General features: G+C 69.8%; 21 protein-coding genes and 3 tRNA genes. 10 read left to right on the forward strand and 14 right to left on the reverse strand.

The features are described 5' to 3' along the window. Positions 1–24 precede the first annotated feature (24 nt). The gene (locus ACIBKY_RS51845) at positions 25–1,572 is read right to left on the reverse strand and encodes a glycosyl hydrolase family 18 protein (RefSeq protein WP_397109547.1); all 1,548 of its coding nucleotides are present in this window, start codon (positions 1,570–1,572) and stop codon (positions 25–27) included. Between the two features lie 236 nt (positions 1,573–1,808). Between ACIBKY_RS51845 and ACIBKY_RS51850 the strand changes: the two genes are divergently transcribed. From ACIBKY_RS51850 to ACIBKY_RS51860, 3 genes are read left to right on the forward strand one after another with little or no spacing between them, the layout of a single operon-like run. Then, positions 1,809–2,273, forward strand: a complete 465-nt coding sequence (locus tag ACIBKY_RS51850; protein ID WP_397109549.1) for a hypothetical protein — start codon at positions 1,809–1,811, stop codon at positions 2,271–2,273. Further along, positions 2,273–2,578 carry a winged helix-turn-helix domain-containing protein gene (locus tag ACIBKY_RS51855; protein ID WP_397109551.1) on the forward strand — a complete coding sequence of 102 codons (306 nt, stop codon included), beginning with the start codon at positions 2,273–2,275 and terminating at the stop codon, positions 2,576–2,578. Before ACIBKY_RS51850 ends, ACIBKY_RS51855 begins: the two co-directional genes overlap by 1 nt. A gap of 3 nt (positions 2,579–2,581) precedes the next feature. Further along, positions 2,582–5,338, forward strand: a complete 2,757-nt coding sequence (locus ACIBKY_RS51860; RefSeq protein ID WP_397109553.1) for an AAA family ATPase — start codon at positions 2,582–2,584, stop codon at positions 5,336–5,338. Here ACIBKY_RS51860 and ACIBKY_RS51865 read toward each other — a convergent pair. After that, positions 5,269–5,670 carry a hypothetical protein gene (locus ACIBKY_RS51865; RefSeq protein WP_397109555.1) on the reverse strand — a complete coding sequence of 134 codons (402 nt, stop codon included), beginning with the start codon at positions 5,668–5,670 and terminating at the stop codon, positions 5,269–5,271. The genes ACIBKY_RS51860 and ACIBKY_RS51865 overlap by 70 nt on opposite strands. A gap of 82 nt (positions 5,671–5,752) precedes the next feature. Further along, positions 5,753–6,574, reverse strand: coding sequence for an NAD(P)H-binding protein (locus ACIBKY_RS51870; RefSeq protein WP_397109557.1), 822 nt, complete (start codon positions 6,572–6,574; stop codon positions 5,753–5,755). A gap of 82 nt (positions 6,575–6,656) precedes the next feature. Here ACIBKY_RS51870 and ACIBKY_RS51875 point away from each other — a divergent pair, with 82 nt between their 5' ends. Both ACIBKY_RS51875 and ACIBKY_RS51880 read left to right on the forward strand, forming a co-directional pair. Next, positions 6,657–7,574 (forward strand): AraC family transcriptional regulator, encoded by a 918-nt coding sequence (locus tag ACIBKY_RS51875; protein ID WP_397109559.1) that lies wholly within the window; start codon positions 6,657–6,659, stop codon positions 7,572–7,574. A gap of 29 nt (positions 7,575–7,603) precedes the next feature. Beyond that, on the forward strand, positions 7,604–8,800 hold the full coding sequence (locus ACIBKY_RS51880; protein ID WP_397109561.1) for a cytochrome P450: 1,197 nt from the start codon (positions 7,604–7,606) through the stop codon (positions 8,798–8,800). Here ACIBKY_RS51880 and ACIBKY_RS51885 read toward each other — a convergent pair. The 8 genes from ACIBKY_RS51885 to ACIBKY_RS51920 form a co-directional block, all read right to left on the reverse strand. After that, positions 8,742–9,293: a hypothetical protein gene (locus ACIBKY_RS51885; RefSeq protein WP_397109563.1), complete on the reverse strand. Its 552-nt coding sequence runs from the start codon at positions 9,291–9,293 to the stop codon at positions 8,742–8,744. The two genes, ACIBKY_RS51880 and ACIBKY_RS51885, sit on opposite strands and share 59 nt — an antisense overlap. Before the next feature lie 79 nt (positions 9,294–9,372). Then, the gene (locus tag ACIBKY_RS51890; protein ID WP_397109565.1) at positions 9,373–10,098 is read right to left on the reverse strand and encodes a LuxR C-terminal-related transcriptional regulator; all 726 of its coding nucleotides are present in this window, start codon (positions 10,096–10,098) and stop codon (positions 9,373–9,375) included. A 152-nt stretch (positions 10,099–10,250) separates the two neighbouring features. Next, positions 10,251–11,321, reverse strand: coding sequence for a serine hydrolase domain-containing protein (locus tag ACIBKY_RS51895; protein ID WP_397109567.1), 1,071 nt, complete (start codon positions 11,319–11,321; stop codon positions 10,251–10,253). 123 nt (positions 11,322–11,444) lie between these two features. Beyond that, a complete protein-coding gene (pafA, locus tag ACIBKY_RS51900) occupies positions 11,445–12,803 on the reverse strand; it encodes a Pup--protein ligase (RefSeq protein ID WP_397109569.1) in 1,359 nt (452 codons plus the stop codon). Positions 12,804–12,936: 133 nt separating this feature from the next. Continuing rightward, a tRNA-Phe gene (locus tag ACIBKY_RS51905) sits at positions 12,937–13,010 on the reverse strand. Between the two features lie 5 nt (positions 13,011–13,015). Further along, positions 13,016–13,090 (reverse strand) — tRNA-Asp (locus ACIBKY_RS51910). 79 nt (positions 13,091–13,169) lie between these two features. Then, positions 13,170–13,242 (reverse strand) — tRNA-Glu (locus ACIBKY_RS51915). Continuing rightward, entirely contained in the window at positions 13,220–14,794 is a 1,575-nt protein-coding gene (locus ACIBKY_RS51920; protein WP_397109571.1) for a metallophosphoesterase, read from the reverse strand. Before ACIBKY_RS51920 ends, ACIBKY_RS51915 begins: the two co-directional genes overlap by 23 nt. Positions 14,795–14,827: 33 nt before the next feature. On the opposite strand from ACIBKY_RS51920, the gene ACIBKY_RS51925 reads away from it, so the two are divergent. Then, positions 14,828–15,178 (forward strand): metallopeptidase family protein, encoded by a 351-nt coding sequence (locus ACIBKY_RS51925; RefSeq protein WP_379609304.1) that lies wholly within the window; start codon positions 14,828–14,830, stop codon positions 15,176–15,178. Between the two features lie 117 nt (positions 15,179–15,295). After that, entirely contained in the window at positions 15,296–16,573 is a 1,278-nt protein-coding gene (locus tag ACIBKY_RS51930; protein WP_397109573.1) for an MFS transporter, read from the forward strand. Here the strand turns inward: ACIBKY_RS51930 and ACIBKY_RS51935 are convergent, their stop codons facing one another. Further along, entirely contained in the window at positions 16,574–16,858 is a 285-nt protein-coding gene (locus tag ACIBKY_RS51935) for a PspC domain-containing protein (RefSeq protein WP_397109575.1), read from the reverse strand. 89 nt (positions 16,859–16,947) lie between these two features. Here ACIBKY_RS51935 and ACIBKY_RS51940 point away from each other — a divergent pair, with 89 nt between their 5' ends. Further along, positions 16,948–18,102, forward strand: a complete 1,155-nt coding sequence (locus ACIBKY_RS51940; RefSeq protein WP_397109577.1) for an acyl-CoA dehydrogenase family protein — start codon at positions 16,948–16,950, stop codon at positions 18,100–18,102. A 561-nt stretch (positions 18,103–18,663) separates the two neighbouring features. Here the strand turns inward: ACIBKY_RS51940 and ACIBKY_RS51945 are convergent. Further along, positions 18,664–18,930: a winged helix-turn-helix domain-containing protein gene (locus ACIBKY_RS51945; protein ID WP_397109579.1), complete on the reverse strand. Its 267-nt coding sequence runs from the start codon at positions 18,928–18,930 to the stop codon at positions 18,664–18,666. Between the two features lie 125 nt (positions 18,931–19,055). Beyond that, on the reverse strand, positions 19,056–19,310 hold the full coding sequence (locus tag ACIBKY_RS51950) for a GntR family transcriptional regulator (protein WP_397109581.1): 255 nt from the start codon (positions 19,308–19,310) through the stop codon (positions 19,056–19,058). Positions 19,311–19,500: 190 nt separating this feature from the next. Here ACIBKY_RS51950 and ACIBKY_RS51955 point away from each other — a divergent pair, with 190 nt between their 5' ends. Next, positions 19,501–19,755 carry a hypothetical protein gene (locus ACIBKY_RS51955; protein ID WP_397109583.1) on the forward strand — a complete coding sequence of 85 codons (255 nt, stop codon included), beginning with the start codon at positions 19,501–19,503 and terminating at the stop codon, positions 19,753–19,755. Next, positions 19,752–20,357, forward strand: coding sequence for a hypothetical protein (locus ACIBKY_RS51960; protein ID WP_397109585.1), 606 nt, complete (start codon positions 19,752–19,754; stop codon positions 20,355–20,357). The genes ACIBKY_RS51955 and ACIBKY_RS51960 overlap by 4 nt, the downstream gene beginning before the upstream one ends. Positions 20,358–20,480 lie beyond the last annotated feature (123 nt).

A 20,480-nucleotide genomic window follows, 5' to 3' on the forward strand; every position in this document is an offset into this window, starting at 1 on the left:
GACGAGACGGTCCGTCTCTGTTAATTATCTCCCTTGCAAGGCCTTGACGTTGTCGCCGAACGTCCAGTTCTTGGAGCCGTCCCAGTTGATGGACCAGGTCATCAGGCCCTTGAGCTGGCCGCTGAAGCTGTTCCAGCTCTGGGAGACGAGCGAGGGCGACATGTAGCCGCCACCTGCGCCGGGCTGTGCGGGCAGTCCCGGCACCTGCTTGTCGTACGGCACGCGGATCGTCGTCCCCTGGATGACCAGGCCGTTGTTCAGGCACGTCGTCTGGGCGACGAAGCCCTGGACGGTCCCGGCCGAGTAGGAGTCGCCGGCGCAGCCGTACATGCTGCCGTTGTAGTACTGCATGTTCAGCCACCACAGGCGGCCGTTGTCGGCGTACTTCTTGATGATCGGCAGGTAGGCGCCCCAGATCGAGCCGTAGGTGACGCTGCCGCCGGTCACGTACGCGGTCTCCGGCGCCATGGTCAGGCCGAAGTTCGACGGCATCTGGGCGAGCACGCCGTCGATGATGCGGATGAGGTTCGACTGCGAGGCCGACAGCGTGTTGATGTTGCCGCTACCGGTCAGGCCGGTCTCGATGTCGATGTCGATGCCGTCGAAGTTGTAGCGCTTGAGAATCGGCACGACGGTCGCGACGAACCGGTCGGCGACGGTGCTGGAGCTGAGGTCGATGCCGGCGGCGGCGCCGCCGATGGACATCAGGATGGTCGCGCCCGCCGCCTTGGCCTGGCACATCTCGGCCGGGGTGGAGACCTTGACGGTCACGTCCATGCCGTCCTCCCACAGCACGGTGCCGTCGGAGCGGATCACGGGGAAGGCGGCGTTGATCACGTTGTAGCCGTGCGCCTTCATGCGCGGGTCCGTGATCGGGGTCCAGCCGAAGGGCGGGTGCACGCCGTTGATCGCGCCGTCCCAGTTCTCCCAGTAGCCCTGCAGAACCTTGCCGGTGGGCCGCGACTTCACCGCGCAGGTGGTGTCGGTCGGCGTCGGCGTGGGCGTCACGGTGGGGGAGATGGTCGGGGTGGGGCTGATCGTGGGCGTCGGGGTGACGGTCGGGGTGATGGTCGGGGTCGGGCTCGGGCCGCCGGGGCCGTCGAAGCTGATGTCGTCGGCGTAGTAGGTGCCTTGGCCGTACCAGCCGTGCAGGTAGACCTCGGCGGTGTTCTGGTTCGCGCCGGTCGTGAAGGAGACCGACAACTGCGTGTAGGTGGTGGAGGAGGCCCAGCGGGCGCTGCCTCCGGTCACGCCGAGGTAGACGTAGCTGCCGCGCACCCAGGCGGTCAGCGTGTACGCGGTGCTCGGCCGTACGCTCACCGACTGGGTGCACTTGGCGTTGTCGGATCCGCTCGCGGCGCCCGCCAGCGCCTGTGAGCCGGAGTGCACGGGGGTCGTGACCGCCGACCCGAGGCCGCCGGTACACGACCAGGGGGACAGGGCTCCTGACTCGAAGCCCGGGTTCACGAGGAGGTTGGCTGCCTGGGCCGAGGTCTGGACGACCAGGACGCCGGCCAGCGCCAGGACTAAGGATGCGGCCAGCACGAGGAGGCGCGACGATGCTCGCCTCATTGACGTTCGCTTCATTGGCGGACAACCCTTCTGCCGCTTCTGTGCGCGGCAGGTCACAGGACATGACGGAAAAACAGGGTTGCGAGGCTGGGGGCTCGCGCCGGGTTAACCCGAATTATCGAGATAAATCACCGCGATGTCTACGACGAGGATCATCCGGAACCTCGACGACTTTCCTTGGAGGAAAGTAGATGATACTTTCCTGTCAGGAAAGTAGTCCGACCAACGGGGATGCCATGAACGAGTACGACGCCCGATCCGCCCTCGACGACATCCGGCGCGGCGAGGACACCACGCGCCGGGAGATCGCCCGCCAGGCCACCGCCCGCCCCTACGTGTTCCTCGCCGCGCTCGGCCTCTTCGCCGCCCTGGCCGGCACCGACCTCCCCAATCCCTGGAACCTCGTCGCCCTCGTCCTCGGCATGGGGCTCTACGCGGCGACGGGCATCGTGCGGGAGCACCGGGCCACCGCGCGCGGGAAGTCGACCGGCCTCGACTTCCTGCTGCACGCCGGGTGGATCGCCGCCCTCTTCGTGATCTTCGTCATCGGGCGGATGGCCGCCTTCTTCCTGTTCGGGATCCCGGCCGAGGGGCAGTGGTCGCAGGCCACCGTGGGCGCCGCCGCCGTCGCCGTGGTCTACCTGGCCACCACGCCCCTGCTCCGCCGTGCCATCCTTGCGATCATGAGGAGGAACGGCTGATGGACCCGGAGTTCGACGACTTCCTGCACGTGCCCGCGAGGCTCTCGGTCCTGGCACTGCTCGCCCCGGCCGAATGGGTGGACTTCGCCTTCCTCCGCGACACGGTCGGCACCAGCGACTCGGCCCTGTCCAAGCAGGTGTCCGCGCTGGCCGGAGCCGGATACGTCGAAGTCCACAAGGGCCAGGAGAGCCGGGCCAGGCGCACCCACGTACGGCTCACCCCACAGGGCCGCCAGGCCTTCCAGCGCCACGCCGCGGCGCTCCAGCGCATCGTGGCGGCCGCGCAGACACAGGCAGGGGCGTGACCTGTGCTGCACGGACGCTCCTCGGAACTGGCCACCGTCGACCGGCTCGTCCGGGCCGCGCGAGCCGGCGGCAGCGGCGTCCTGGTCCTGCGCGGCGAGCCGGGCATCGGCAAGTCCGCACTGCTCGACAGTGCCGCCGACAGTGCCGCCGACACCGCTGAGGGCATGCGGGTGCTGCGCGGCTGCGGTATCGAGTTCGAGGCCGAACTGCCCTTCGCCGGGCTCCACCTGCTGCTCCGGCCGGTGCTCGACGGGGTGGCGGGCCTGCCGGCGCCGCAGCGGCGGGCGCTGGAGAGCGCGTTCGGGCTGGGGCCCGCCGTACCGGCTGACCGGATGCTCGTCGGGCTGGCCGTCCTGTCGCTGGTGTCGGAGCTGGCCGCGGAGGTGCCGCTGCTCTGCCTGGTCGACGACGCGCAGTGGCTCGACCGGCCGTCCGCGGAAGCGCTGCTGTTCGCGGCCAGGCGGCTGGGCGCCGAGTCCACCGCCATGATCTTCGCGGCCCGCGACGGCCGGCCCGCCTTCGCCGCGCCCGGCCTGCCCTCGCTCTCCCTGACCGGGCTCGCGCCGCGGGACGCCGCCGCCCTGGTCGACGAGCGCGACGCCACGCTGGCGCCGGACGTGCGCGCCCGCGTGCTGGCCGAGGCCGCCGGCAACCCGCTCGCCCTCATCGAACTGCCCCTCGTCCTCGACACGGGCACGTGCGGGCCCCTGCCCCTGACCGACCGGCTCCAGGCCGCCTTCCACGGCCAGGTCGCCCGCCTGCCCGCGCCGACGCGCGAACTGCTCCTGCTCGCCGCCGCCGACGACAGCGGCGAACTCGCCGTGATCCTGCGCGCCGCGCCCCATGACGTACGGCACCTGCCGCCCGCGATCGAGGCCGGCCTGGTCCGCCTCGACGAGGCCGACCGGCGGCTCGCCTTCCGCCACCCCCTGGTCCGCGCCGCCGTCTACCAGGGCGCCACCCTCGACCAGCGCCTCGCCGCCCACCGCGCCCTGGCCGACGCGCTGGCCGGGACCGAACGCGCGGACCTGCGCGCCTGGCACCTGGCCGCCGCCGCCACCGGCACGGACGAGCGGGCCGCGGCCGAACTGGAGCGCGCCGCCGCCCAGGCCGCCGAGCGCAACGGCCACGCCGCCGCGGCCGCCGCCTACGAGCGCGCCGCCGAGCTCAGCCCGCCCGCGCGCGGCAGGTTGTTCGTCCAGGCGGCCGAGGCGGCGCTGGCCGCCGGTGAACTGGACCGGGCACGCACCCTGGCCGAACGCGCCCGCCCCGAACTCCGCGACCCGTCGCCGAGCTCTCGCCCCGAGGTGCGTGACGCGCCGCCGAGCGCCGGTCCTGAGGCGCATGACGCGCCGCTGAGCCGGAGGCTCGCCCGCGCGCTCGCCGCCGCCCTGTCCGGGCAGGGCGCCTTCCGGCAGGCCAACCGCGTGCTCATCGAGCAGGTCGCGGCAGGTAGGGACGACGACCCCGACGCCGCGCTCGGCACGCTCATGGACGCGGTCGGCAACGCCTGGTTCGCCGGGGACCGCGACATGGTCGCGCGCACCGCCGACCAGCTCGACGCCATCGGCGGGGGAGCGGGGCCGCTCCGCCTGGTCCAGGACTGGATCGTCTCGCTGGCCATGGAGCGTTCCACGGAGGGACTGCCGCCCATGGGCGAGGTCGTGGCCGCCGCCCGCCGCGGGCACGCCCAACCGCTGCACCTCATGCACATCGCAGGGCTCGGCCTCATCGCCGGGCTCGACTACCAGGCCTACGACCTGACGGCCGAGGTCACCGCGGAGAGCCGGGCGGCGGGGACGATCGGGCTGCTGCCGCCGGCCCTGTACCACCTGGCGGTCGCGGAGAGCGCGCTCGGCCGGCACCGCGACGCCGAGGGCAGCGCCACCGAGGCGCTCACGATCGCGGAGGACACCGGCCAGTGGCAGTGGAGCAGCCTGTCCGCCGGCGTGCTTGCCTATCTGGCGGCCGTCGAGGGGGACGAGGAGCGCTGCCGCGCCCTGGCCGCGCGGACCAGGTCGTCCTCCGACGGGAAGATCTTCTCGCCGGGCGCGCCACGGGCCGACTGGGCGCTCGGGCTGCTCGACCTCGCCCATGGACGGGCCGAACCTGCGCTGGAGCACCTGGAACGGGTGGCCGACGGCCCCGCCCGCCACCAGCTTCCCGGTCAGCGGTGCGCTCCCGACCTGGTGGAGGCGGCGGTACGGCTGGGAAGCCCGGAGCGGGCGGCGGAGCCGTACCGGCGATTCGCCGAGCTCGCGCGGCGGCTGCGGCGGGCCGCGGTCGGCGCGCTCGCCGAGCGGTGCGCCGCGCTGCTGGAGCCCGGCGCCGAGGAGCACTACCGCGCCGCGCTACACCTGCACGAGCAGGACAGCAGGACGTTCGAGCACGCGCGCACCGAACTGCTCTACGGCGAGTGGCTGCGGCGTGCCCGCCGCAAGGCGGAGGCGCGCACGCACCTGACCGCGGCGCTGGAGCGCTTCGACCGCGTCGGCGCCCGGCCGTGGGCCGAACGCGCCGACGCCGAACTGCACGCCACCGGGCTCACCATCCGCCGCGCGGCCCCCGGCGTCCTCGCCGGGCTGACCCCGCAAGAGCTGCAGATCGTACGGCTGGCCGCGCAGGGCCTGTCCAACCGGGACATCGCCGCCCAGCTGTTCATCAGCCCGCGCACGGTGGGTCACCACCTCTACAAGGCCTTCCCCAAGCTGGGTGTCGCCTCGCGCGCCGAACTGGCCGGCCTGCCCCTCCACGACTGAACGACGAGCCGCCGCACCGCCGGAGCCGCCCCGGTGACGTACCCGCCGATCCCGGCCGCCACCAGCACGCCGAGCCTGACCAGGTCCCCTTCGGCGAACGTCAGCACTCCCAGGCCGTTGACCAGGAACCCGGTCACGAACAACCAGGCCATCCCGGCGGCGGCCAGCGCCACGAGCGGGCTCCGCCCCCACAGGGAGTAGGCCCCGACCAGCAACGCCACCACCGCCGTCCGGGCCGCGGCCTCCGGGAACAGCGGCGCGGCCACCGCGCAGGACAACACGGCCGTGACGAAGGCGCCGACGACCAACCCACCGAGCGGCAAGATACGCATACATCCAGGTAACACCGCAGGTCAGCCGATGTCCGCTATCTATACGCCATCCCCTCGCAACGCATACGCGATATTGACACCGCTACTTCCATACGATGTCGGCGAAGTCCGTCGGCGGCCGGCCGAGTGCCCGCTGGACGCCGTCGGAGAGGTGGGCGTCCATCCCCAGGCGGGCAGGGGCGATCGCGGCGGCGTACCCCTCGGCGTCGGCCACCGGCCAGCCCTCCTTCACCAGCTCGGCCACGAACGCCTCCGGGTCCACGTCCACGTAGCTCAGCGGCAGGCCGCTCGCCGCGGAGTAGGCGGCGGCCGCCTCGGCCATCGTCAGCGCGCGTGGCCCCGACAGCTCGTACACCTGCCCGGCGTGGCCCGCACCGGTCAGCGCGGCGACCACGACCCCGGCGATGTCGGCGGCGTCCACGAAGGAGATGGCGCCGTCGCCGGCCGGGAGCCTGAGCTCGCCGGTGGCCACCGCCTCGCGGAAGAAGCCCTCGCTGAAGTTCTGCGCGAACCAGCCTGGCCGCACGATCGTCCACTCGACGCCGGACGCGCGCACCGCCTTCTCGCCGTCGGCGTGCGTGGCCCCTACGCCGCTGGTCACGTCGCCGTACCCGGGAACGTCGATGCCGCGCCCCGACAGCAGCACGATCCGCCGCACGCCCAGCTCCACCGCGCGCTCCACGAACGGCCGGGTGAGCAGCTCCCCGTCCAGCGGAACCACGTACACGGCCCGCACGCCCGCCAGCGCCGCGTCCCACGTCGCCCGGTCGCTCCAGTCGAAGCGTGTCTGCCCGGAGCGGGAGCCCGCCCGCACCGCGATCCCGCGCTCGCGCAGGAGTGACACCACCCGGCGGCCGGTCGTACCCGTGCCGCCCACTACCAGGATCGGATTCTGTTCGCTCATGCGGACCAGTCAATCCGGCCGCTGTCAGACGCTCCATGGCCGTGACGCTCACTTGAATGTCTCAGCGTCTACAGTCAAGGGCATGGACGCGCTTGCTGATCTGCTGGAAGGGGTACGGGCGCGCGGCGCCACGTTCGGCCGGTCGGTCATGGACACGCCGTGGGCCGTGGGCTTCGCCTCGGGCGCACCGCTGACGCTGACCACGATGATCCGCGGGCAGGCGTGGGTCGTGCCGGAGGAGGGCGAGCCGCTGCGCGTCGGCCAGGGCGACGTGGCCGTCGTCCGCGGCACCCACACGATCGCCGACCCGCCGGGCACCGCGCCGCGGTTCATGGTGACACCCGGCTCCTACTGCCTGCTCGCGGACGGCACCGAACTCGGCGACGCGCTCACCCTGGGCCCGCGCACCTGCGGACCTCGGCTCGACGCCGACGCCCTGATGCTCAGCGGCGCCTACGAGGGCCCGATCGGCGAGCGCCTCCTGCGCGCGCTGCCGCCCGCCCTGGTGCTGCCCGCCGGCCGCCACCCGGCCCTCGACCTGCTCTCCGAGGAGATCGCCGCGGTACGGCCCGGCCAGCAGGCCGTACTCGACCGCCTCCTCGACCTGGCCCTCGTGGCGGCGCTGCGCGCGTGGTTCGACCGTCCGGGCGCGGCCACGGCGGCGGACCGGGCGGCGGACCCGGTGGTGGACCGCGCCCTGCGCCTGCTGCACGACAAGCTCGACCGCCCGTGGACGGTGGCCGACCTGGCCGCCGCGACCGGCGTCTCCCGCGCCGCCCTGGCCCGCCGCTTCGCCGCCAGGGTCGGCAGCCCGCCGATGGCCTACCTCGCGGGCCGCCGCGTCGAGGTGGCCGCCGACCTGCTGCGCGGCTCCGACGCCACGCTCACGTCCATCGCCAGGAGGGTCGGCTACTCCGACGCCTTCACGCTCAGCGTCGCCTTCAAACGCCTGCGCGGCGTCACCCCGAGCGAGCATCGCGCCGCCGCGTATCCGGCATAGTCTGAGATCTCTACCGCGGAGGGGCAACCGTGATCAACAAAGTGTTCGATCAGGAGTATCTGCGCGACCCGCACGGCGTCTACGCCCAGCTCAGGCGAGAGCAGCCCGTGGCCCACACCATCACCTCCCAGGGCGTCCGGGTATGGCTGGTGACCAGGTACGAGGACGTCAGGGCCGCGCTCAACGACCCGCGCCTGAGCAAGGACTTCCATCGCAACCCCCACATCATGAAGGCCAACGAGATGGAGGGCGGCGACAGCAGCGGCGCCGCCGCCGTGGTCCCCGACAACATGCTCTTCTCCGACCCGCCCGACCACGAACGCCTGCGCCGCCTGGTCGTCAAGGCCTTCACCGCCGGCCGTGTCCGCGCGATGCGCCCCAGGATCGAGGAGCTCAGCTCCGGCCTCCTCGACGGTCTGGGCGGCGAGTTCGACCTGATCAAGGAGTACGCCGTCCAGCTGCCCGCCATGGTCGTCGGCGAACTGCTCGGCATCCCCGAGCCCGACTGGCCCAAGGTGATCCGCTGGTCCAACACCACGATCGAGGGCTCCGCGCTCGACCCCGGCGAGGTGGTGGCAGCCGCCCAGGCCACCATCGCCTACCTGGGCGAGCTGTGCGCCGCCAAGCGCGACAACCCGGGCGACGACCTGATCAGCGCCATGGTCCAGACCCGGATGACCGAGTCCGAGCTGGTCAGCACGTCGTGGCTGCTGCTCGTCGCCGGGCACGAGACGACCGTGCACCTGATCGCCAACGGCATGCTCGCGCTGCTGAGCCGTCCCGACCAGTTCGCCGCCCTGCGCGCCGACCCGGCGCTGGTGCCGCAGGCCGTCGAGGAGTTCTTACGCTTCGACGGCCCCATCAGCACCTCCACCTACCGCTTCACCACCGAGCCGGTGACGATCGGCGGCACGGACATCCCGGCCGGGGCGCTCGTCCTGGTCTCCCTGCTGTCGGCCAACCGCGACGCCGGGCAGTACGAGCGGGCCGACGAACTCGACGTCACCCGCGATCCCGGCCAGCACCTGGCCTTCGGCCACGGCATCCACTACTGCCTGGGCGCGCCGCTGGCCCGCGTCGAGGGCGAGATCGCCTTCAGGCACCTGTTGGAGCGCTTCCCCGACCTCGAACTCGCCTCAACCGAGGTCACGTGGCGCCCCGGCATGCTCATGCACGGACTGGAACGCCTGCCGGTGCGGACCGGATCGCCTTCCACCCGAACGTGACGCTCCCGGCCAGCAGCACCGCCCCCGACAGCACCCCGCTGACGAACGGCACCCAGGCCAGGCCCGCCGTGGCGGCCATGACCAGCCCGGCGACGCCGAGCACGGTGAGCACCGCGCCGGGCACCGCGATGGCCCAGTCCTTCCAGATCGGCGCCAGCGCGACGAAGTGCACGCCGACGACGAACGCCACCCAGGCCACGTTGGCCTGGGCGGGCACCCCCCAGGCGGCCAGCACCCGCAGGCCGCCGAAGAGCAGCACCGCCTCCGCCGCCACGACGACGAGATAGCCCTTCCCGAACATGTTCGGCCGCGGCCCCCGCTCCCGCACCGGCCGCTCCCTCCTGACCGCCACGAACCACATCGCCACGACGCTCGCGGCGGCGAGGCCGGCCAGAACCCGCAGAACGGCCGCCACCGCCCCGCCGAGCGGTTCCTGCGCGTTGACGACGACGAACACCGCGCCGAAGACGGCGCCCACCAGCAATCCAGACATACGCTGCATGACCTTCATTGAAGGCTTCGCCGCGAGGTCCGCGCGAGGGGGCTGGATCGAGGCTGAGGTAGTGCTCGCCCTACCTCACCGCTCCCCGGACAAAGGCGAGCACCGCCAGTACGCGCCGGTTCACGTCGTCGGTGGCGGGCAGGCCGAGCTTGGCGAACACCCCGGCCACGTGCTTGCCGACGGCCGCCTCGGAGATCGACAGCGCACGGGCCACGGCACTGTTGGAGCGTCCCTCCGCGATCAGCGCGAGCACCTCGCGCTCACGTGGGCTCAGCTTGGGCACCGGATCGGTGACCTCCCTCGCCCTGGCCCAGGTCTGCTCGAACAGCGCGATCAGAATGCTGATCATGCTCTGCTGCCTGATCAGCAACGCACCGGGCGACCCGTGGACCGGCGTGATCCGGAGAAAGGCCACCGCGCGGTCGAAGACGAGCAACTGCTGAATCGGCTCGTCGACGACACGATGCTGATCCCCGGCCGCGTGCAGTTCCCGGAGCCGGGCCGCCTTGCGCGGATCGTCCAGGACACTGGCGTGCACGACCGTCCGCATCCTCATGCCGCGCTCCAGCGAGTCGAGCACCTCGCGACGGTTGCGCTGCTCGGCCCGCCCGGTGTCCGTGGCGCCGATGGGCTGCATGGCGCGCAGCTCACGCGAGGTCCGCGCCAGCTCGGTGATGCGCTGCCTGACCTGCTCGCTGTCCTCAAGCCGCTCGACCTCGACGGGGAGGCCGCGCAGCTCACCGACGATCTCTTCGAGCTGCCGGGCGAGCCGCCCGAGTGACGCCCGCTCCTCCACGTGCCCCCCTTGTCCCTCCGACCCTCTCACAGGGCGTTTCACTGTACGCGGCCGCTGTTCCCGGATCTCCGGGCGCCCTTTCGCCGGTCTCCGCGCGTGCGCGGCCGCCCTTTCGCCGGTCTCCGCGCGTGCGCGGCCGCTGTTCCCGGAGATCAGCTTTTGCCGCAGAGGGCGGCGTCGAAAGCGGCGATGAGCTGAGCACGCGGCTTGCCGTCGGCCTTCCCCGTCACGTACACGGTCGCCGTCCGCCCCGAGCGGTTCCACCCGCTGAAGGTGGAGGTGCCGAGGATGTCACCGGCGTGCCCCCACATCGGGCCGCAGCTGAGCGGGATCTCCATCAGGCCGTGGCCATAGCGCGAACCCTTGGGCCAGCCGGACTCCGCCACCGGCACGAACCTGCCCGCCTTCACCGGCCCGGCCCGCCAGAACCGGTCGAGATCGCGTGGCGTGGACACCAGCCCGCCGCTGGGGCCGAACTCGTAGCCGGGCAGCCGGGTCACATCGACGACCCCGTCCTTTGGCCGCATGGGATGCACGCCGTAAGCGTGCGCGTGCGGCCCCCGGATCTTGGTCTCGCCCTTGGCGGGCCAGTAGGTGTCGCGCATGCCGAGCGGCTCGAACACCAGCTCCCGGCTGACCGCCCGGAAGTCCCGCCCGGTGGCCGCCTGGATGACCATCCCGAGGACCAGGTAGTTGGTGTTGGAGTAGGCGAACGTCCCCCGAGGGGTGGGCTCAAGGGTCAGCGCCAGCTTGAGCAGATCCTGCTTCCCGATCTTCGACCAGTCGGCGGCGGCGGAGAAGTCGGCCAGCCCGCTCGTCTGCCGCAGAAGCATCCGGACGGTGATCTCCCGCCCGTCGATCCCCTTGCCGTGAACGACACCGGGCAGATAGCGCTCGACCGGTTCGTCCAGCTCGACCTTCCCCTGATCGGCCAGCTTCAGGACCGTGGCCGCGATGATCGGCTTGCTGACACTGGCGACCCTGAACCGCCCGTCCGCACCGGGCATCGGCGTCCGGGTGCCGCGCTCCGCCGTACCCGCCTTGACGGTACGAGCCTTGCCATCCCGATCCCTTACGTACGCCACCGCGCCAGGAAAGTCCGGCGAAGCGGTCAGCTGATCCAGCCGAGCCTGCAAAGAGGGCGCGGCGACGGCGAACGCGGGCGCCACGGGCGCCAGGGCGACGGGGACGGCGATCACAAGAGCCAGCAAACGGCGAGACATCCGGTGCTCCTTGGGGGTCGAAGAGGTACCTCGACCTTCCCGCGACACCCGCCCGCGCCACAGTCACGGCACCACCCAAGATCCCGGTAGGGCTGCCCCTACGCGCACGTGGCCTCGCCCGGCTCACATGTCGGCGATGAGTTTGTCCACCCGCTCGTCGACGCTGCGGAACGGGTCCTTGCACAGCACCGTGCGCTGGGCCTGGTCGTTGAGCTTGAGGTGGACCCAGTCGACGGTGTAGTCGCGCCGCTTCTCCTGCGCCCTGCGGATGAACTCGCCCCTCAGCCGCGCCCTGGTCGTCTGCGGCGGCACCGACTTGGCCTCGAAGATCTTGACGTCGGAGGCCACCCGCTCCACCGCGCCCCGCTTCTGCAGCAGGTAGAACAGCCCGCGCTTGCGGTGCACGTCGTGGTAGGCCAGGTCGAGCTGGGCCACGCGCGGCGAGGACAGCGGCAGATCGTACTTCTTGCGATACCGCTCGATCAGCTGATATTTCGTGACCCAGTCGATCTCACGGGCCACCAGATCGAGGTTGCCGGTCTCGACCGCGCGCAGCGTGCGCTCCCACAACTCCAGCACCCGGTGGGCGATCGGGTCGCCGCCCCGCCGGTCGACGAAGTCCTTGGCCTTGGACAGGTACTCCTGCTGGATCTCCAAGGCGGACGCCTCGCGCCCGTTGGCCAGCCGTACCCGCCGCCGCCCGGTGAAGTCGTGGGAGATTTCGCGGATGGCCCTGATCGGGTTCTCCAGCGACAGGTCGCGCATCACCGTGCCCGCCTCGATCATGCGCAGTACCAGGTCGGTGGCGCCGACCTTGAGCAGCGTCGTGGACTCGCCCATGTTGGAGTCGCCCACGATGACGTGCAGGCGGCGGAACCGCTCGGCGTCGGCGAGCGGCTCGTCGCGCGTGTTGATGATCGGCCTGGAACGGGTGGTCGCCGACGAGATGCTCTCCCAGATGTGCTCGGCCCGCTGCGAGACGCAGTAGACGGCCCCGCGCGGCGTCTGCAGCACCTTCCCGGCGCCGCAGATGAGCTGCCGGGTGACCAGGTACGGGATCAGCACGTCGGTCAGCCGTCCGAACTCGCCGTGCCGTTCCACCGAGTAGTTCTCATGGCAGCCGTAGGAGTTGCCGGCCGAGTCGGTGTTGTTCTTGAACAGGTAGATGTCGCCGGCGATGCCCTCCTCGCGCAGCCGCCTCTCGGCATCCACGAGCAGACCTTCGAGGATGCGTTCGCCCGCCTTGTCGTGCGTCACGAGTTCGACGGCGTTGTCACACTCCGGGGTGGCGTACTCGGGATGGCTGCCCACGTCCAGGTACAGACGCGCGCCGTTGCGGAGGAACACGTTGCTCGACCGGCCCCAGGACACGACCCGCCGGAACAGGTATCTGGCCACCTCGTCGGGGGAGAGCCGGCGCTGCCCCCGGAACGTGAACGTGGTGCCGTACTCGTTCTCCAGCCCGAGGATGCGACGATCCATTTCCTCAGACTATTCTCCCCACGCTCGCAGTGGGGAAGATCTTGCCTGCTCCCGCTCGTCGGATCGCTTGCCGACCAACGAAAACACCCCGCAGCGATCTTCGCTTCGGGGTGTTCTGGTTGTTCAATAAGGGTGGTCAGGGGCAGGGTCGAACTGCCGACCTTCCGCTTTTCAGGCGGACGCTCGTACCAACTGAGCTACCTGACCCAGAGCGGTCCTGACGGGACTTGAACCCGCGACCTCCACCTTGACAGGGTGGCGAGCACTCCAAACTGCTCTACAGGACCTTGTTCGCTCGGCCTTGCGGCCTCGCTTAGCTTACCAGTGTTTCGGTGGTCTTCGACCAGCCGGTTTCCGGTGAAGCCGTGCCCCCAACGGGATTCGAACCCGTGCCGCCGCCTTGAAAGGGCGGTGTCCTAGGCCGCTAGACGATGGGGGCTCAGGATTCGCATCCTGTTCCTGACGTCTTCCGTCGGAGACCTCTGAAGCATAGGGGACGATTGCCCCTCATGCCAAAGTGGCGGACCGGCGGCCGGCGTCGTCGTGCCTGTGACCGATCCCGCTGGCGACGGGGCGTTCGTTGGCTCTGGAGAAATCATACGTCGAGGGTTCTGCTCCACGTGACGCTGGATGTGCACCGACTGCTCTCCGAGGCCGCCCAGCGTGACATCGTCCCAGGCCTGGAGGCGTCTGGTCTTCTTGTCGAAGTACAGAACGGAGGCTTGGACGGGGGTCGGTTCGGCGTGTTCGAGGGCGCGCAGACCGGCTCCGCCGGTGGAACCCTGGACGAGGACGCGGCTGCCGGAGGGCAGGACGGTGGTCGATCGCTGGTGGGAGTGGCCGGTCAGGATCATCGGGGCGTATCCGGAGAATCCCTTGGCGATGGTCGGGTCGTGGACCGCGACGAGGTCGGGTGGGGCGGCCTGCCGTACCGCATGGGAGCGGCCGAACTGCTCCAGGCGGGACAGGTCCGGGTCGACGGGTACGGATTTGTCGGGGGTGAAGCGGGGGTCGCCGAGGCCGTAGATGCGCAGGCCGTTCACCTCGGCGGACTTGTCGTCGAGGACGATGGCGTTCTTCTGCTGGGCGACGGCCTTCTGCGTGATGGCCGAGTCGTGGTTGCCGCGCACGAAGACGTACGGCACGCCGAGCTTGCCGATCTCCTCCACGAACTTGTTCTCCGGCTTGCTGCCATGGTCGGAGATGTCCCCGGTGTCCACGATGAGGTCCACCTTGAACTGGTCGGTCATGGAGCGGATGACGCTCCAGGCGATGGGGTTGAGGTGGATGTCGGAGACGTGCAGGACCCGGATCGAGGTGGGGTCGGCGTCGTAGACGGGCAGGTCGCGCACGGTGTCGTACAACTTGGAGACGTTGGTGACGAGCTTGGTGAGCTGGGCGCGGTACGACTCGAACTTGGTCACGATCGACTCGGCGCTGCCCACCAGGGAGGGCGCGGCGGCGATGATCCCGGAGTAGCGGGGTTCGAGGACGGAGTTGGGTTTGAACGTGGCGGCCGCGAGCGTGCCGGTGCCCGCCAAAGCCACGGAGGCCACCAGAAGCCCCATCAGGGCCACTCTGGGGCGCCGGAAGACCAGAACCGTGGCCACCAGGGCACCCGCCCCCGCGCACAGCAGCGAGCGGATGATCAGCAGGCTCACCCCCTCGCGCAGGTCGCGTTCGAGGATGCCGGGCAGCCGGTCGGCCAGGCGCGGGTCCTCGATGAGTGCTCTGGCCTGCTCCTGGTCGATGTTCTCAAGCGTGATGCGCAGGCGCAGCGGTGCGTCGTGGGTGCGGAAGGTGAGCGTGCCGAGCGGGCTCGCGTCGACGATCGTCTCGCCTTTCCAGGCAGGTCGAAGGGACATTCCTGTTTCTACCGGGCCGATCTGGGCGGGGACCGTACCGCTGAGGACGATGCCCAGCCACGCGCCCACCGCCGCGACGAACAGGACGGCGACGGAGGTGACCCATCTGGACTTCAGGTACTTCATACGCTTTCTTGCTTACCTGACGGACAGGGCAGAATGGAAACTGTGATCGAGGTTCCGCGGGAGAAGTTCGAGGAACTCGTGGCCGAGGCATTGGACACGATTCCGTCGGAGCTGACCAGGCTCATGGACAACGTCGTGGTTGTGGTGGTCGATGACCCGCCGGAGCCCGACCTCCTCGGGCTGTACACCGGTATCCCCCTGACCGAGCGTGGCGACTGGTACGCAGGAGTCTTGCCCGACCGCATCGAGATCTACCGCAATCCCATCTGCCAGATGTGCGACACCGAAGACGACGTGGTGGAAGAAGTCCAGATCACCGTTGTGCACGAGATCGCTCATCATTTCGGGATTGATGACGCCAGACTTCACGAGCTCGGCTGGTAGGCCCGCCTCGGCGATTACAGTTTGCAAGTGCTTGGAAGCTTTCGGTTGCGGCGTGCCAGGTGATCGGGCACCTTAGGTGACATACCGAACACACTGAGTCAGGCGCAGCGGAGTCCTATGGGGGCCAGGCTTCCGGGGCGGCACAGACGTGCCGCCGAGCGACAGGCGACGTATGGCGAGGTCATCGCCATACGTGAATTCCGCGCGCTCTGGTACGCGCAAGGTCTGTCCCTGCTCGGGGACCAGCTGGCCCAGGTCGCGCTGGCCGTACTGGTCTATGACCGGACGAAGTCCGCGGCCGCCACCGCGGCCGTCTACGCGCTCACCTACCTGCCGTCGATCCTCGGCGGGCCGCTGCTCGCCGGGCTCGCCGACCGGTTCGCCAGGCGCGGCGTCATGATCACGTGTGACGTCCTGCGGGCGCTGCTGGTCGCGGGCATGGCCGTGCCGGGCATGCCGTTCCCCGTCCTGTGCGGGCTGGTGTTCTTCGTCGTGCTGCTCAGCGCGCCGTTCTCGGCCGCGCGGGCGGCGCTGCTGCCCGAGATCCTGGTCGGTGACCGCTATGTCGCCGGCTCGGCGCTGCAGAACATGACCAACCAGGCCGTCCAGATGCTCGGGTTCGCCGCGGGTGGCGCGCTGATCGCGACGCTCGGGCCGTACCGCGCGCTCGCCCTCGACGCGGCGACCTTCCTCGCCTCCGCGCTGATCCTCGTCTCCGGGGTACGGCGGCGCGCGTCCGCGACCCGCGAAGGGGCGAAACCATCCATGTGGACCATGACCCGGGCTGGAGCCGGGCTCGTGTTCGGCGACAAGAAGTTGCGGACGCTGGTGCTGTTCGCGTGGCTCTGCGGCTTCTACGTGCTTCCTGAGGGCATCGCCGTACCGTATGCGGCGACTCTGAGCTCGGAGCTCCCCGTCGCCGTCGTCACCGGCCTGCTGATGGCGGCGATGCCGACGGGCACGGTGCTGGGCGGGTTCCTTTTCAGCAGGTTCGTCACGCCATCAGGGCGCCTGCGCATGATGGGGTGGATGGCGATGCTGAGCTGCGCCCCGCTGATTCTGTCGGCGATGCGGCCGCCGCTGGCCGTCGTGCTGGCGCTGTGGATCCTGTCCGGCATCGGAGGCGCCTATCAGCTCGCGGCCAATGCCGCGTTCGTACAGTGTGTTCCGGCCGAACGCCGGGGTCAGGCGTTCGGCCTGGTGCAGTCGGGGCTGATGGCCGTACAGGGCATAGGCATCCTGATCGGCGGATTCGCCGCGGAGAGACTCGGTCCGGAGCCGGTGGTCGCGCTGGCCGGGGTCATGGGAGTGACCTCCGCGGCCGTGCTCGCCATGGTCTGGACCGAGTCCCGCGGTGACATCGCCGCCCGGGTGCGCGCCCGGGCCACCGCCTGATCACTGCTGCCAGACGTCGTCGTTCTTCTTGGCCTGCTGCTTGCCGATCAGGTCCTGGACGATCGACTCGTTCTTGCCCTCTTCGGGGATGAGGAGCCAGCCGATCGCGTAGATGCCGACGCCCAGGCCGCCGAACAGGGTCGCGATCGCGAGGCCGATCCGGATGAGGTTGGCGTCGATCCCCACGTACTCGCCGACACCGGCGCAAACGCCGCCGGCGATCTTGCCCTTGTTGGTCCGACGCAGCTGCTTGACGTTCGATTGCTTGAAGCTCGATTCGCTCATGCCTCAAGACTGCCCTGGGACCCGGCGTTCGCACATCGGGATTCCCCTGGTAGAACCCTGGTAGCCCCCTACGCGAGGAGAGGACCGTCATGGAAGACCTGCTGCGCATAGACGATCGGCTCAACCCTGACCAGCGCCTGATCCGTGACACGGTCACGTCTTTCGTCACCGACCGCATCCTCCCCGACGTGGCCGACTGGTTCGAACAGGGCACCTTCCCCGCCCGCGAGCTCGCGCCCGTTCTGGGGGAGCTGGGCCTGCTCGGCATGCATTTGGAGGGGTACGGCTGCGCCGGCACCGACGCCACCTCCTACGGCGTGGCCTGCCGTGAGCTGGAGGCGGGCGACTCCGGATTGCGCTCGTTCGTCTCGGTTCAGGGTTCCCTGGCGATGTTCCCCATCTGGAAGTACGGCTCCGCCGAACAGAAGGAGGAATGGCTCCCGCGCATGGCGGCGGGCGAGGCGATCGGCTGCTTCGGCCTGACCGAGCCCGACCACGGCTCCGACCCCTCCAACATGCGTACCTTCGCCAAGCGCGACGGCTCCGACTGGATACTCAACGGCGCCAAGATGTGGATCACCAACGGGTCGATCGCGGACGTGGCGGTGGTGTGGGCGCAGACCGACGAGGGCATCAGGGGTTTCGTCGTCCCGACCGACACGCCCGGCTTCTCCGCCCCTGAGATCCACAAGAAGTTGTCCCTGAGGGCATCCGTGACCTCGTCCCTCTACTTCGACGACGTCCGCCTGCCGTCGAGCGCCGTCCTCCCCGAGGTCTCCGGCCTGAAGGGCCCCTTGTCCTGCCTGTCCGAAGCCCGTTTCGGCATCCTCTGGGGCGTGGTGGGCGCCGCCCGCGCCTGCCTGGAATCCGCCGTCGACTACTCCAAGACCCGAGTCCAGTTCGGCAAGCCGATCGGCGCGTTCCAGCTCACCCAGGAAAAGCTCGCCTGGATGTACGTCGGCACCGCCCAGGCCTCCCTGACCGCCTTCCACCTGGGAGCCCTGAAAGACTCCGGCGACCTGAACCCCCGCCAGGTCAGCTTCGGCAAACTGGCCAACGTCCGCGCCGCCCTGGACATCGCCCGCCAGGCCCGCTCGATCCTGGGCGGAAACGGCATCACCCTCGAATACCCGGTGATCCGCCACATGAACAACCTCGAAAGCGTCCTGACGTACGAGGGGACGCAGGAAATCCACACCCTGGTCCTGGGCGAGGCCCTGACCGGCCTGTCCGCCTACCGCTGACCCACCCGGCCCGCACCGGCGTTCGTGGGCCGGTGCGGGATTCACACCTGCTTCGACGGGACGCGTACGTTATCGTGACCGGCGGGAAGCCGGTCGCGTACTGACGGGTAACCTCGGTACGCTGCATGTTGCAAGGGGCGTTAGCTCAATTGGCAGAGCTGCGGACTTTTAATCCTTTACCTGTTTCTATGTGTGCTGACCTGCGTCTTCGCTGGTCAGCTTTTCTATGTGTGCAGCGAATCCGTTGCTGTGTAGCTGATCTTGATTGGATCGCCGTGGGTAGCCGTTTGTGACTCCCGGGTAAGGGGTATCACGCAGTTTCGGCCTACTCCTTATTCGTGATCCCCCCAGGCGAAGCTAGTGACACCCGGCAATGGGTCGGCTACGATCCGAGATCACCAGCTCGGGCGAGGGCGTGGGGAACGCAAGCGCCGCACCGGCCCGAGTCAGCCTTCCCGAGGCGTTCGCAAACTCGGGTCGGTGCGGCCCCGCGAGGGGGAGGGGATCCCGGCGCTGATACCACCGGGATCCCCGGTCTCGCGGACACTGCGAGTGTGATGCCTACTCGCCTGGCGTGTCCGCCACATCTCTAGAGTGATCGGCGACGAATGTGCCGAGATGCGGCTTCGTGTAAACGATCTTCTCGTCCCGGAGGCGGTGGAACGCCTTTCGGACCGTCTTTTGCGCGACGCCCAGCTCTTGCTCAAGCTGACGCTCCGACGGCAACGGCATGTCCGGCCGGTAGACGCCTTCCGCAATACGCTGTTTCAGCAGCTCATAGACCTGCACCCAAAGGTACTCGTTGCCCTTGAACTCGAACTGGGTCACAGGACCAGCGTGGTCCGGCATGCCGGGGGTTACCGCGGTCGACCCCGGCATGCCCCGGCGTACCCCGGCATACCCCACGCTCGTCATGTGGTGAATTTCGCCTCGCTGCTCACTGGCGCAGGCTGCTAGGACTCCCCCGAGCGGAGCTTTTCGGCCGCACCCTCCAGTACATACGAGCCGGTGCCCGGCTCCGTCTCCACCAGGCCGGCCTCGCGCAACGCGCGGTGGACCTTCTGGGCGACCGTGTTGCTCATGGACCACTGCTGCATGAGCTCGTGGACAGTCGGCACCCGGTCACCGGCGGCCAGCTCGCCACTGCGGATCATCTCCACGATGGCCGCGTATGCCTGACGCCACTTCGACCGACTCGGATGCACCACGAGAGTCAAGATTGCGTGCCGTACCAGGGCAAACATAGGTACACCTAGACGCCCTGTAACACACGTAGGGATGGTTTAACACACCTTGACGTGGCACACTGCGAAGGCAGGCCCCAGAAATTGAGTCGGGCCCGGCAGGCGCGTCAACGCCTGTGCTCCGGGCCCTTGATCGCACGCGGAGGTGCGACCTATGGATGAGCCTAGAGGCGCCGAGGCGCCCCAGCTACTCGCGCACACCACCTGGCGTGACGACGACGGCTATCACGCCCGCTACGTGACCGAGCTGCCCCAGGACGCGCTCGCCAACAAGTGCCTCCAGGAGCTGCACGCGCCCACCGCCCAGGAACTGGCCCGAGCCGCGGTGGCCAACAGGATCCGCGTGGCGATCTGGGCGACCGGTATGAACGCCGCACCCTCGGCCTCCCAGATCCGGGACCCGCGATGACCGTCGTCCCCTACATCACCCTCTACGACGGCGAGACCATCCCGTACGCGCTCGGGTTCGCCGAGCACCGCGGCGCAACCGCCGGCTACCGGCTCAGCTACGGCGATCCTCGGCAGGAGGACTGGCTGTTCGGCGTGCTCTGGCACCGCCAGGAGGTCACCCGCGCTGGCCGCCCGGCATGGCAGTGCGTCAACACGCTTCGGCAGCGCCGGTGCATGCTGCGCCTGCTCTGCCAGGTGTGCGGCAGGCCAGCGCGTGACCGCTCAACACGCCGCATCTCGTGGCTGCTGGCCGACCCGCCCGGCCAGGTCGGCGGCGTCCAGTTCACCCATACGCCGCCCACCTGCCGTACCTGCATCCCGCTCGCCCTACGACTGTGCCCCCGCCTGGACGCCTCGGCGAAGGTGTGCACCGTGGCGCGCAGCGAGCCGTACGGCGTCGTCGGCGAGATCTACAGCCCCGCCTCGGACGGCGTAGTGGTGGTGAAGCCGAGCCTGGAGATCCCCCTCGACGCGTACCGGGATCTTGAGTGGACGCTTGCCAGTCAGCTGATCGTCAGCCTGGCCGGTCTCGAATACGTCGCGCCCCGCCGGAAGGCCTAGAACTCCCGGTTCCTGTGCTGCTGCGGCGTACAGGAGCCGGGCTCCCAACACCACAACAGAAGAAGGCCCCGCCAGCGTTGGAGCGCTGACGGGGTTCTTCCAGCTCAAGACCCCTACCTTCCA

Origin of the sequence: Nonomuraea sp. NPDC050394, from assembly GCF_044459065.1 — a bacterium.
In the GTDB taxonomy this organism is placed as follows: Bacteria; Actinomycetota; Actinomycetes; order Streptosporangiales; family Streptosporangiaceae; genus Nonomuraea.